Source organism: Vibrio sp. HENC-03 (genome assembly GCF_000305755.2).
GTDB lineage: Bacteria > Pseudomonadota > Gammaproteobacteria > Enterobacterales > Vibrionaceae > Vibrio > Vibrio owensii.
Genome location: NZ_JH976126.1, coordinates 207865 through 221379, shown reverse-complemented (window position 1 = coordinate 221379; position 13515 = coordinate 207865). Strand labels below are relative to the sequence as shown.

Genomic DNA, 13515 nt, shown 5'->3' with positions numbered 1-13515 from the left:
GTAAACCTAATTCGCTGTTGGTGAAAACCAAAAGAGGTGTGATTAGTCACACCTCTTCGTCTATTGATTTGTAGGTAGGTCTGCGCGGGTCAGGCTTTACTCTACGCTCGTAACCATGCCACTTCTTTTTGTTCTTACGCCGGTCTTCTCCCGAACGCCTCTCTTCTTGATAATGCCCATCGATCATCACGGTATCGGTGATAACGGGGATTCTAATTTTCTCTGTCATATCCGTATGAACCATCAATCCGTTGTTACAAAAAGTATGATTCAAGTTGGATATAACGACAAACCGTAAACGGCGTTTTATTTATATAGATCCTTATCTATCTGATAGCGTTGCATTTTGTCATACAGGGTTTTTCGAGGCACATTCAATTGTTCCATGGTTTGTTTGATACTGCCGCTGTTCTCTAGTAATGCACTTTCTATCGCGGCTTTTTCAAATTCTGCCACTTGTTCAGCAAGGCTAGATGAAGGTGGTGAGGTCGAGGCGGTATCTCCCAATTGGATTAGTTTACCGAGTAGGACAAATCGTTCAGCCGCATTTCGTAGTTCGCGCACATTACCCGGCCAATCATGCGCCATTAATTGAGCCAAATCTTGTGAGGAGAGGCTAGGAGAGGTTTTGCCGTAACGAGATGCGGCAACCAATAAAAAGTGATGGAACAGCGCAGGAATGTCCTCTTTGCGCTGGCGCATTGGTGGTAGATCGAGAGTGACCACATTAAGGCGATAATAGAGATCCTGACGAAATGCACCTTCCTCTGCGGCTTGTTTTAAGTCGACCTTGGTTGCGGCAATGACGCGAATATCCAACGGCAGCAATTCGTTAGAGCCGACACGCTCAATCACTCTTTCTTGAAGCACCCGTAGCAAACGGATTTGTGCCTGAATCGGCATAGATTCGATTTCATCCAAAAACAGTGTGCCGCCCTGAGCAAATTCAAACTTACCAATTCGACGACTTTCCGCTCCAGTAAACGCGCCTTTCTCGTGCCCGTACAACTCGCTCTCAATCAGGTTTTCCGGCACGGCGCCGCAGTTTACGGCGACAAAGTTATGGTTGCGACGAGCGCTTTGCTCATGCAATGAACGGGCAATCAGCTCTTTACCTGTGCCCGTTTCTCCAAACAGCAAGATATCCGCATCGGTATCGGCAATGTGAGTGATAGTTTCACGCAGCATTTGTATACTCGCGGTTTCGCCAATGATTCGCGGACCAAGGGTTTTACTGGCTTTGAGTGATTGGCGCAGTTTTTCATTTTCATTGGTGAGTTTGCGTTTCTCGATTGCCCGCTTAACGGTTTCTACCAAATGTTCTGGCGCAAAAGGTTTCTCAATAAAGTCGTAAGCGCCTTGATGGAGGGCTTGCACTGCCATAGAAATATCACCATGTCCGGTGATCATGATGACGGGTAGGTGTGAATCGCGCTGACTGAGTGTGGTCAGCAAATCCATACCAGAAATGCCCGGCAAACAGATATCGGTGACCACGACGCCAACTTCTTCGCCTTGCTGCATGGCAATCAAAGCCGATTCTGCATCCGCAAAAAACTTGGCATCGATGTCCGCCAGTTCAAAGGTTTGCTCGATGGCGAGTCTGAGATCGGCTTCGTCGTCAATAAAAAACACCTGACACATGGTCTCATCCTTCTGGTTGTGCGGCGATTGGTGAAACAATAGGTAAGCAGAGTGAGAATCGAGCACCGCCTTGTTCTCGATTCTGAGCGCTTAATTTGCCGTTCATTCCGGCTAAGATTTGTTGTGAGATAGATAGCCCCAACCCCAAGCCGTTTTGTTTGTTGGTGAGGAAAGGTTCACACAGCTCTGAAAGGGTAAAAGCGCCAAGCCCTGTGCCGTTGTCATCCACATGAATCCAGACGAGTTTGGCCTCGCTGTCTTGCTCTACAGAGAGCACAACTTGTTTGTCGTCATGCTCCTTAAGTGCCTCTATCGCATTGGTGAGCAAGTTTACTAACACTTGTTCTAACTGGATGGTATTGATCTGCACCTCTACATCCTGATGTAGCAAATTCGTATCCAAGCTTACGCGAGCTGATTTCAGTGCTGGCTTCATCAACTCTTTTACTGAAGCGATAACCGGCAATAGGTGAGTGTGTACCAATTCATTGCCACTGGTTTTCTTCGCGAATGAGCGCAACTGCTGACTGATGTTCGCCATCCGGTCGGTAAGGGCAGAGATGCGAGTGAGGTTGTCCTCGACACGTTCGAACTTTTCTTTTTCTAGGAACAATTTGCCGTTCTCAGCAAAACTGCGAATGGCTGCTAATGGGTTGTTGAGCTCATGGCTGATGCTGGCTGACATTTGCCCTAAAACCGCCAGTTTCGCTGCTTGCACCAATTCATCTTGAGTTAGGCGAAGGGTTTGTTCGGTTTCAATCCGTTGAGCAATCTCTGCTTGTAACTCGGCCGTTCTTGCCATCACTTGGTATTCCAGCTTTTGATTGGCTTCTTGTTGAATGCGTTCAAGTTGAAGGTGACGTTGTTGACGGTGATAGATAAGTTGACCAACCAAAAACAATACAGTGAAGACAAGCGTCAAGACGAGCAAATAACCCATCGTTATCCAAACCACGGACTGCTTTGGAGACAATACTCGAATCGTGAGTTTGAGCTCTTTCAAAGGAAGAGAAGAGATCACCAAGGTTCCTTTGTTGTAAGGGTAGCCTTGCTTCGCCTCTGTGTGGGTTAACCCCATATCGCCAACAAAACCCAAAGATTCAATCGTCGTATCTAAATATTGGCGACTTGCCCAAACTTCAGCAGCTTTTGGTTCGTCGAGTGGCTGTAAGCTTTTGAATAGCCAATCACTACGACTGCTCATAAAAATAATGCCGTTTGGATCACTCGCAACAAAGATGCTTTTCGGCTGCTGCCAATTGTCTTCTATCTTGCTCAAATCCATTTTGACTACAACGACGCCTAAAACGCCTCCTGCATACACAAGAGGATAGGAATAGTAATAGCCTCGCTTTCCTGAGGTAGAACCCAGTGCATAGTATTCCGCTCGCTGACCAATAATCGCCTGTTTGAAGTAAGGGCGGAAAGCGAAGTTGCGGCCAATAAACGAACGCTCTTTACGCCAGTTACTTGCTGCGATTGTTGTGCCCCATTTGTCGATCAAATAAGTGTCCGCTGCAGCAATAACATCATTGACGGACTCTAAGTACCGATTAGTGATTTCTAGCTGTGCACTGTTGTTCGGATTGAGCAGCGCTTCAACCAAAGGTTCGTCTTTTGAAAGTAGGTGAGGGATGTGGGCGTACTTGTCTAACTTGTTTTGAATGTGGCTAGAAAAACGTTCTAATTGGGATTGGTGTTTATCGAGCAAGGACTGGTAGCTGGCATTCCAAACCCAATGTCCGCCGGCGAACGCGCAAAGGAAATAGAAGGCGAAAAAAATCAGTAGAATACGGTTTCTTTGCGACATCCTTACGCTCCTTGCTACCTTCCCTTTTACCACATAAGAAAATGTTAATGGTTTGTAGGAATGAATAGGGATTTAGTTTCCAACTCTGTGGAGTAAAACAAGAGCAAGATCTCTTTTTAGGCTTTTCAATAAAAAAAGCTGTCGATTCTCTTGAAAAAGTCGCTATTGTCCCCATTCTAGATATGCTGGCAGCGTTGAAGCGGTATTCAAATCGCATTTTTCGCTATTTTTTGAGTCGGTATTCGAGAATTTAGCGCAGACAATGTCCACATAGTGGCTATTGGCTCGACAGGGTTGCGACAGATCGCTAGAATGTCGCGTCTAAAAATTCTGTCCTGAGGCTAATAGGAGATACCTTTGGTGATGACGCCGAAGATATCACTGATTAGTCCGGTGTTGAGATTCAGCATCGATACTCGATTTTAAATTAGGTGTTCGGACAGGACACTACACAAGGATGAAGCGTGAACTCAAAGAGTCTCGCTCATACGCTCGGGAAGACCGGGCCACTTTAGAGGTTTATATATAATGCAAGTTACTGTTGAAACGCTAGAAGGCCTAGAGCGCCGTCTAAACATTACTGTTCCAGCTGCAAACATCGAAGACGCTGTAACAGCTGAACTACGCAACATCGCTAAAAACCGTCGTTTCGATGGTTTCCGTAAGGGTAAAGTGCCTCTAAAAATGGTTGCTAAGATGTACGGCAAAGCAGTACGTCAAGACGTTCTTGGTGAAGTTATGCAACGTCACTTCATCGAAGCGATCGTAAAAGAGAAAATCAACCCAGCTGGCGCACCAACTTTCGCTCCAGTTGAAAACAACGAAGGCGCAGATCTAGTATTCACTGCAACTTTCGAAGTTTACCCAGAAGTAGAACTAAAAGGCCTAGAAAGCATCACTGTTGAAAAACCAACAACAGAAGTTAACGATGCAGACGTAGAAGAGATGATCGAAACTCTACGTAAGCAACAAGCTACTTGGGCAGAAGTTGAAGAAGCTGCAGAAGCTGGTAAGCGCGTAAGCATCGACTTCGTTGGTTCTATCGACGGTGAAGAGTTCGAAGGCGGTAAAGCTGAGAACTTCCCACTAGAAATGGGCGCAGGTCGCATGATCCCAGGTTTCGAAGACGGTATCGAAGGTAAAACTAAAGGTATGGAATTCGAAATCGACGTAAACTTCCCAGAAGATTACCACGCTGAAAACCTAAAAGGTAAAGCAGCTAAGTTCGCAATCAAAGTGAACAAAGTTGAAGCTCGTGAACTACCTGAACTAAACGACGAGTTCGTTTCTAAGTTCGGTGTTGCTGAAGGTGGCGTTGAAGCACTTAAAGCTGAAGTTCGTAAGAACATGGAGCGCGAACTTAAGCAAGCTGTTAAGAACCGCATCAAAGAGCAAGCTATCGACGGTCTAGTTGAGCAAAACGAAATCGACGTACCAGCTGCACTTATCGACCAAGAAATCCAAGTTCTTCGTCAACAAGCTTCTCAACGCTTCGGTGGCAACCCAGAAGCAGCTGCACAGCTTCCACGTGAACTGTTCGAAGAGCAAGCTAAACGTCGCGTTGTAGTTGGTCTTCTTCTAGGTGAAGTAATCAAGTCTGAAGAGCTAAAAGCTGACGACGAGAAAGTGAAAGCGCTAATCGAAGAGATGGCAACAGCTTACGAAGATCCATCAGAAGTTATTGCTTACTACGAGCAAAACGAGCAAATGATGAACAACATGCGTAACGTTGCTCTAGAAGAGCAAGCAATCGACGCGATCATCGCTAAAGCACAGGTTACTGAGAAAGAAGTAAGCTTCAACGAGCTACTTAACCAACAACCTGCTGCTTAATAAGCAATATCTTGCGTAGAAGGTTGACTTAACGTCGACTATTCTGCTAACAATGGTCCGTATGATACACATCATCCGGGCCATTTATTTTAGGGACATAAGAATATGAGCTACCAAGAAAAAAATGCAATGTCGCCAATTATTGACGCGCTAGTGCCAATGGTGGTTGAACAAACTTCCCGCGGCGAACGCTCTTACGACATTTACTCACGCTTGCTTAAAGAGCGCGTGATCTTTTTAACCGGTCAAGTGGAAGACCACATGGCAAACCTTGTCGTGGCTCAGCTACTTTTCCTAGAATCTGAAAATCCAGATAAAGATATTTTCCTATACATCAACTCACCAGGCGGCAGCGTAACAGCAGGTATGTCTATTTACGACACCATGCAGTTCATCAAACCAAATGTGAGCACAGTATGTATGGGTCAAGCTTGCTCAATGGGTGCGTTCCTGCTTGCAGGTGGTGCGCCGGGTAAGCGTTACGTTCTGCCTAACTCACGTGTGATGATCCACCAACCACTAGGTGGCTTCCAAGGTCAGGCTTCTGATATCCAAATCCATGCTCAGGAAATCCTGACCATCAAGCAGAAGCTAAACAACCTATTGGCAGAGCATACAGGCCAGCCTCTTGAAGTGATTGAACGCGATACTGATCGTGATAACTTCATGTCGGCAGATCAGGCTGTAGAATACGGTATTGTGGATGCAGTGTTGAGCCACCGCGGCGAGTAATTTAGCCAGCGCATTTTGGCTAAATTTGATATACACTCATTCATAAAGAGTAAAGGCTAAGAGGTTAGCGAATGACAGATAAAAGCAAAGAAAGCGGCAGCGGCAAATTGCTGTACTGCTCTTTCTGTGGCAAAAGTCAGCACGAAGTTCGCAAGCTAATCGCAGGTCCGTCAGTTTACATTTGCGACGAGTGTGTCGACTTATGTAACGATATCATTCGCGAAGAAATCAAGGATGTTCTCCCTAAGAAAGAATCTGAAGCGTTACCAACGCCAAAACAGATCCGTGAACACCTTGATGACTATGTGATCGGACAAGATTACGCGAAAAAAGTGCTCGCAGTTGCGGTATATAACCACTACAAGCGTTTACGCAATGGTGATACAACGAGCGAAGGTGTGGAGCTTGGTAAGAGTAACATCCTTCTAATTGGTCCAACGGGTAGTGGTAAAACTCTGCTTGCTGAGACGCTAGCTCGATTCTTGGATGTGCCATTTACAATGGCCGACGCTACCACACTAACCGAAGCTGGTTACGTAGGTGAAGACGTTGAAAACATCATCCAGAAGCTTCTGCAAAAATGTGATTACGATGTAGCGAAGGCTGAACGCGGCATTGTATACATTGACGAAATTGACAAAATTTCTCGTAAAGCTGAAAACCCATCTATTACGCGTGACGTATCTGGTGAAGGTGTTCAGCAGGCGCTACTAAAACTTATCGAAGGTACGGTTGCATCGGTTCCACCACAAGGTGGTCGTAAGCATCCACAGCAAGAATTCCTACAAGTGGACACGTCTAAGATCCTGTTCATCTGTGGTGGTGCATTTGCTGGCCTAGATAAAGTGATTGAACAGCGTGTAGCGACAGGCACAGGTATTGGTTTTGGCGCAGAAGTGCGCTCTAAGAACGAAACCAAAACAGTCGGTGAACTATTTACTCAGGTAGAGCCTGAAGACCTAGTGAAATACGGCCTGATCCCTGAGTTTATCGGTCGTCTACCAGTAACAACAACACTGACAGAGCTTGATGAAGAAGCGCTAATTCAGATCCTATGTGAACCGAAGAACGCACTGACCAAGCAATACGCAGCATTGTTCGAACTAGAAGACGCTGAACTTGAGTTCCGTGAAGACGCGCTACGTGCTATCGCTAAGAAAGCAATGGAGCGTAAAACGGGTGCTCGTGGTCTACGTTCAATCTTAGAAAGCGTTCTACTAGAAACCATGTATGAACTGCCATCAGCGACGGACGTAAGTAAAGTCGTGATTGATGAATCAGTGATTAACGGTGAATCAGAACCATTGCTCATTTACAGCAACGCCGACAATCAGGCCGCTGGAGCAGAATAAATTCAGCCATGAATAGAAAGGAGGTAAGTAATTACCTCCTTTTTTTATTTCTCTTATTGAATCCAAATAATTAGACCCCATATACTGCCTTAAGTAATACGTTAAACGTGAAAGCGGAAGAGAGAATTATATGAACTTGGAACGTTCCGAGCGTATCGAGATCCCGGTATTACCTCTACGTGACGTAGTGGTCTACCCACACATGGTTATTCCATTGTTTGTTGGTCGTGAAAAATCGATTAGCTGTCTAGAAACAGCGATGGAAACAAACAAACAAGTTCTGCTTGTGGCACAAAAGCAAGCGGACACTGATGAGCCGACGGTTGACGACCTATTTGAAGTAGGTACGGTTGCAACCATCCTCCAACTTCTTAAGCTACCTGACGGCACGGTTAAAGTGCTGGTTGAAGGTCAGCAACGCGCGAAGATCAACCACTTTAAAGAAAGCGAATTCTTCCTTGCTGAGGCGGAATTTGTGGTAACGCCTGAACTTGAAGAGCGTGAGCAAGAAGTGATTGTTCGCAGCGCTATCAACCAATTTGAAGGCTTCATCAAGCTAAACAAAAAGATCCCGCCAGAAGTGCTCACTTCGCTAAGCGGTATTGACGAAGCGGCGCGCCTAGCAGATACCATTGCAGCGCACATGCCTCTTAAGCTTGTAGACAAACAACAAGTACTTGAAATCATCGATGTAACTGAGCGTCTAGAGTTCCTAATGGGCCAGATGGAATCAGAGATCGATCTTCTTCAAGTTGAGAAACGCATCCGCGGTCGTGTTAAGAAGCAGATGGAAAAATCTCAGCGCGAGTACTACCTGAATGAGCAAATGAAAGCGATTCAGAAAGAACTTGGCGAGATGGAAGATGCTCCTGACGAATTCGAGACACTGAAGCAAAAGATTGAAGAATCTAAAATGCCTCAGGATGCGCGTGAAAAGACAGAACAAGAGCTGCAAAAGCTTAAGATGATGTCTCCAATGTCTGCAGAAGCGACAGTGGTACGCAGCTACATCGATTGGATGGTAAGCGTGCCTTGGAATAAGCGCTCTAAAGTGAAGAAGAACCTTGCGAAAGCAGAAGAAATTCTGAACGAAGACCACTACGGCCTAGAGCGCGTAAAAGAACGTATTCTTGAGTACTTAGCGGTACAAAACCGTATCAACAAACTGAAAGGTCCAATCCTTTGTCTTGTTGGTCCTCCTGGTGTTGGTAAAACATCGCTAGGTCGCTCTATTGCAGCGGCAACGGGTCGTAAGTACACGCGTATGGCACTGGGTGGTGTACGTGATGAAGCTGAAATCCGCGGTCACCGTCGTACATACATTGGTTCGCTACCAGGCAAACTTATTCAGAAGATGTCGAAAGTAGGCGTTAAAAACCCACTGTTCCTTCTGGACGAAATCGACAAGATGTCTTCAGACATGCGTGGCGATCCATCCTCAGCGCTGTTGGAGGTTCTAGACCCAGAACAAAACAACGCGTTTAACGACCATTACCTAGAGGTAGATTACGATCTATCTGACGTTATGTTCGTTGCGACGTCTAACTCGATGGATATTCCTGGTCCTCTACTAGACCGTATGGAAGTGATTCGTCTGTCTGGTTACACAGAAGATGAGAAACTAAACATCGCAAAACGTCACCTTGTTGATAAACAAGTTAAGCGTAATGGTCTGAAACCAAACGAAATTACCATCGAAGATTCTGCAATCATCGGTATCATTCGTTACTACACGCGTGAAGCGGGTGTACGTAGCCTAGAGCGTGAGATTTCTAAGATCTGTCGTAAAGCAGTGAAAAACATCCTGCTGGATACGAGCTTGAAGTCAGTGACAGTTACGATGGAAAACCTAAAAGAATACTTAGGTGTTCAACGTCATGATTTCGGTAAAGCGGATGACAGCAACCGTATCGGTCAAGTAACTGGCCTAGCTTGGACACAAGTGGGCGGTGACCTTCTTACGATCGAAACGGAAGCGATGCCGGGTAAAGGTAAGCTAACGCAAACCGGCTCTCTTGGCGACGTTATGAAAGAGTCTATCCAAGCAGCAATGACGGTTGTTCGTTCACGTGCCGAGAAACTGGGTATCAACTCAGACTTCTACGAGAAACGTGATATCCACGTACACGTACCTGAAGGTGCGACACCAAAAGATGGCCCAAGTGCGGGTATCGCAATGTGTACAGCACTGGTTTCTAGCTTGACGGGTAACCCTGTAAAAGCAGAAGTGGGTATGACAGGTGAGATTACGCTACGTGGTGAAGTTCTACCTATCGGCGGTCTAAAAGAGAAGTTACTTGCGGCACACCGTGGTGGCATCAAAACCGTACTGATTCCGAAGGACAACGAGCGTGATTTGGAAGAGATTCCAGAAAATGTTATCGCGGATCTGCAGGTTATCCCAGTACAGTGGATCGACGAAGTTCTTAAAGTTGCACTAGAGCGAGACCCGACAGGCGTTGAGTTTGAGTCTCAAAAATAGTGATGTGCAGCAAAAATAAGTAAAACTTTACGCTGATAGGCCTAAAAAGGCTTGTCAGCGTTTTTTTTGGACGCTAAGTTAAGTTCGATAGCTTCCAGCCCTTGAAGAATAAGGGGTGGAGCATATTTTCTTAATTATGGAACGAACGTCATCACAAAAATAATCACAGATGACACAAAGGGGAAATCACAGTGAATAAAACTCAACTAGTAGAACAAATCGCAGAAAACGCAGACATCTCTAAAGCATCAGCTGGTCGCGCTCTAGACGCATTCATCGAAGCAGTAAGTGGTACGCTTCAGTCTGGTGACCAAGTTGCTCTTGTTGGCTTCGGTACGTTCAGCGTACGTACTCGTGCAGCACGCACAGGTCGTAACCCAAAAACTGGTGAAGAAATCCAAATCGCAGAAGCTAAAGTACCTTCTTTCAAAGCTGGTAAAGCTCTAAAAGACGCTTGTAACTAATTCTTTGTGTCACTGACACAAGAGCTGGTTCAGCTGACGGCCATTGCATAACTTTTGCTCAAATAGTCAAATTTGAACAAAAATTTACAAACTAAGAGCCGAACTTTTTTAAATTATGCGCATCCTACTGATGCGCATTTCTTTTTCTGATATTATCGCGACATTACATTTTCTATTAGAAGCAGTCGGCTTCAATTGTGGAGAGCAGTTAAATTATGATGGATCGACTACGCGAAGGCGTGAACAGCATCGCGGTCAAAATTATCCTTGGACTTATCATCCTATCTTTCGTATTTGCAGGTGTAGGTAGCTACATCGTTGGTGGCAACAACAACTCAGCAGCGAAAGTAGGTAACACCGAGATTGCTCGTGGTGAGTTTGAGATGGCATACCAAAATGAGCGTAACCGCATGCAAGCTCAATTGGGTGATTACTTCTCTCAAATGCTGGCTGACCCTGCATACGTTGAATCGTTCCGCAAATCTGTTCTAGACCGCATGATCAACGATGTGCTACTTGACCAACAAGCTGAAGCTCTAGGTCTACGCATTAGCGATGCACAAGTTCGCAGCATGATTCTAGACATGCCTCAGTTCCAATCTAACGGTAAATTCGACCAAGAGATCTACCAAGCGTCTCTACGTCGCGCAGGCTTCTCTCCAGACTCATTCGCAGAGTACATGCGCCGTGAATTGGTTCGTGAGCAACTGCTGAACGCACTGCAAACAAGTGAATTCACGCTACCTGGCGAAGTTCAGGCAGAAGGTAAACTGTTCACTCAAACTCGTGACGTTCGCACAATTACTATCGATTTGAATGAGTTTGCTAAGAAAGTAGATTTGACTGATGAAGAAATTCAAGACTACTACAAAGCAAACCCAGACATGTTCACTCGTCCTGAGCAAGTTAAAGTTGCATACATTGAGCTTTCAGCTGAAGAGCTTAAGAAGCAAGTTCAAGTTTCTGACGAAGACGTTAAGAAATACTACGACGAGCACCTAGACAAGTATTCTACAGAAGAGCAACGTCGCGTAGCGCACATCCTTGTTGAGGGTGATGACGAAGCGAAAGCACAAGCGATTCTTGACGAGCTAAACGCAGGCGCTGACTTCGCAACAGTAGCGAAAGAAAAATCAGACGACTTTGGTAGCGCAGAAAACGGCGGCGACCTAGGTTGGATTGAGCGCGATGTAATGGACCCAGCATTCGAAGAAGCGGCATTTGCTCTTAAGAATCCAGGCGATATGACTGGTCTAGTGAAGTCTGACTTCGGTTACCACATCATCAAGCTTGAAGAGTTAAAAGGTGCGGTTGCTAAGCCTTACTCAGAAGTTGCGGCTGAAATCAAACAAGAGATGATTGACCAGAAAGCGGTTGATCAATTCTACGAACTACAAAACGAACTTGAAAAAGTGGCGTTTGAGTTCCCTGATTCTCTAGATGACGCATCTAAAGCTGTTGGCCAAAAAGTGAAGACAACAGACTTCATCTCTCAAGCTGATGCTCCAGAAGTGCTGAAGAACCAAGCGGTAATGCAAGCGATTCTAAGCCCTGAAGTGAAAGAAGATGGCCTAAACTCTGAAGCAATCGAAGTTGCACCAGAGCACATCATCGTTGTTCGCGTTGAAGATGCTCGTGATGAGACTGTACTTCCTCTAGACGAAGTGAAAGACCAAGTGGTTGCTGAGCTATCTCGCGTTAAAGGTGAGCAAGGCGCAATCGAACTAGGTACTAAAGTTGTTGCGGCTCTGAAAGAAGGTAACAAGGACATTCTTGCTGAAAACAACCTAGCGTTTGGTGAACAAGAGTCTGTAGACCGTCGTTCTCCGCTAGCATCAACAGTATTTGCGATGGCGAAACCAGTCGATGGTAAGCCTGTTTACGGTCAATCTAAAGACCTAGAAGGTAACATCGTGGTTGTTGAACTAGACGCGGTTCACGCAGAGCTAGACAGCGCTCTAGAAGAGCAAGTGGCGACACAAATGCAACGTGCTTCTTCTCAGCTAGATCTTTCTTCAGTAATCGCGGTACTGCGCGCAAACACTGACATCGAATACTTTGTTGTGAGCAACTAAGCATTACTGATGTAATTTGCATGTTAACTAAAACGGGTCGCATTAGCGGCCCGTTTTATTTTTGTCTGAACCAACTTCTATGACAGCAACACTTTTCCTAGAGTGATCCTTGTTTTTGATAATTCGATTTAGGGGAGAACACTCAAATGAAATGGATGTTAACACTGTGCTTGCTGCTATTGGCGCCAATGAGCTGGGCGGAAGAAGGCAAGTCGGCAACGACAAAAGCGGCCAAATATGAAGGCATTGAAATCACCGTTAATGTGAATACGGCTACTGCGGAAGAAATTGCGACACTATTGAATGGTATTGGGAAGAAAAAAGCGCAAGACATTGTTGAGTACCGAAATGAACATGGCCCATTTAAAACCGCAGCGGACTTAAGCAAAGTGAAAGGCATTGGTGAAGCGACGGTGAAAAAGAACCAAGATCGTATCTTACTTTGATCCACGCTTTGATTTGAAAAGCGAAGTTCTATTTCCTATTACTGCTTTCCCGAACCAAAGCGTTTTTCTGGTTCGGGATTTTTTGTTTTATCGAGGCTTGTGCGCACTCAGATTGAAGCGCATTAACCGAATATACGACGATGCGTTAGCTTCTCTAACCAAGCCATGCCCATCCCCCCGATAGCACCAAATAGGTGAGCATCCACAGCGACTCGAGCACCAATCATTGCCGCCGTGCTTGTTGAAGGGCCGTAGAACTGCTCCCAAGCGACTTTTGCAATTAAACCGCCTACCAGTACTAAACTGCTTCTTCTACCGTCGAAAACCTCTGCCAGAGCCCAGAAACCAAACAATCCGTGTAGAACTCCAGACAATCCAACGTAAACCGACATGTTGGTGAATAAGTTCATTGCACCGACGAAGGTACATAGGACAAGAAAGGCGATAGAGAAGTTACGCACCGAAGGGCGAAAGATGAATCCAATTACCCATAAGCCCGCTAAATTCATCCCTAGGTGAGCAAAGTTGGTATGCGTCAGATTTCCTGTTACGATTCGCCACCATTCGCCATGGCGTATATTGTAAGCGTGCCATTCGGTTAGGCTTGCCATTGGTTCGAATTGCAGTATTAAACAGATAACGCTGATGATGCTCAGCAATGTATAAAGGTTCACTCT

General features: G+C 45.6%; 11 protein-coding genes and 1 pseudogene. 8 read left to right on the top strand and 4 right to left on the bottom strand.

Annotation, left to right across the window (positions count from 1 at the left end; genetic code table 11):
- Window positions 1-46: 46 nt before the first annotated feature.
- The 3 genes from VCHENC03_RS28040 to VCHENC03_RS06455 form a co-directional block, all read right to left on the bottom strand.
- On the bottom strand, window positions 47-229 hold the full coding sequence (locus VCHENC03_RS28040; protein WP_020196008.1) for a hypothetical protein: 183 nt from the start codon (window positions 227-229) through the stop codon (window positions 47-49).
- A 77-nt stretch (window positions 230-306) separates the two neighbouring features.
- Entirely contained in the window at window positions 307-1644 is a 1338-nt protein-coding gene (locus tag VCHENC03_RS06450) for a sigma-54-dependent transcriptional regulator (protein WP_009707173.1), read from the bottom strand.
- Window positions 1645-1648: 4 nt separating this feature from the next.
- Complete coding sequence (locus VCHENC03_RS06455; protein ID WP_009707172.1) at window positions 1649-3454, bottom strand: sensor histidine kinase; 1806 nt, start codon at window positions 3452-3454, stop codon at window positions 1649-1651.
- Between the two features lie 41 nt (window positions 3455-3495).
- Between VCHENC03_RS06455 and VCHENC03_RS28175 the strand changes: the two are divergent.
- The 8 genes and pseudogenes from VCHENC03_RS28175 to VCHENC03_RS06490 all read left to right on the top strand — a co-directional run bounded on the left by VCHENC03_RS28175 (window position 3496) and on the right by VCHENC03_RS06490 (window position 12838).
- Window positions 3496-3708 (top strand): annotated as a pseudogene (locus VCHENC03_RS28175) (hypothetical protein).
- Between the two features lie 274 nt (window positions 3709-3982).
- Entirely contained in the window at window positions 3983-5287 is a 1305-nt protein-coding gene (gene tig / locus VCHENC03_RS06460; protein WP_005437602.1) for a trigger factor, read from the top strand.
- A 105-nt stretch (window positions 5288-5392) separates the two neighbouring features.
- Window positions 5393-6019 (top strand): ATP-dependent Clp endopeptidase proteolytic subunit ClpP, encoded by a 627-nt coding sequence (clpP, locus tag VCHENC03_RS06465; RefSeq protein ID WP_005430931.1) that lies wholly within the window; start codon window positions 5393-5395, stop codon window positions 6017-6019.
- A 71-nt stretch (window positions 6020-6090) separates the two neighbouring features.
- A complete protein-coding gene (clpX, locus tag VCHENC03_RS06470) occupies window positions 6091-7371 on the top strand; it encodes an ATP-dependent protease ATP-binding subunit ClpX (protein ID WP_005430932.1) in 1281 nt (426 codons plus the stop codon).
- Between the two features lie 130 nt (window positions 7372-7501).
- Window positions 7502-9853 (top strand): endopeptidase La, encoded by a 2352-nt coding sequence (gene lon / locus VCHENC03_RS06475; protein WP_005437599.1) that lies wholly within the window; start codon window positions 7502-7504, stop codon window positions 9851-9853.
- 191 nt (window positions 9854-10044) lie between these two features.
- Window positions 10045-10317 carry an HU family DNA-binding protein gene (locus tag VCHENC03_RS06480; protein ID WP_005430934.1) on the top strand — a complete coding sequence of 91 codons (273 nt, stop codon included), beginning with the start codon at window positions 10045-10047 and terminating at the stop codon, window positions 10315-10317.
- 215 nt (window positions 10318-10532) lie between these two features.
- Complete coding sequence (gene ppiD, locus VCHENC03_RS06485) at window positions 10533-12392, top strand: peptidylprolyl isomerase (protein ID WP_009707171.1); 1860 nt, start codon at window positions 10533-10535, stop codon at window positions 12390-12392.
- A gap of 146 nt (window positions 12393-12538) precedes the next feature.
- The gene (locus tag VCHENC03_RS06490; protein ID WP_009707170.1) at window positions 12539-12838 is read left to right on the top strand and encodes a ComEA family DNA-binding protein; all 300 of its coding nucleotides are present in this window, start codon (window positions 12539-12541) and stop codon (window positions 12836-12838) included.
- A gap of 122 nt (window positions 12839-12960) precedes the next feature.
- Here the strand turns inward: VCHENC03_RS06490 and rrtA are convergent, their stop codons facing one another.
- Window positions 12961-13512: a rhombosortase gene (gene rrtA / locus VCHENC03_RS06495; protein WP_009707169.1), complete on the bottom strand. Its 552-nt coding sequence runs from the start codon at window positions 13510-13512 to the stop codon at window positions 12961-12963.
- Window positions 13513-13515: the final 3 nt, after the last annotated feature.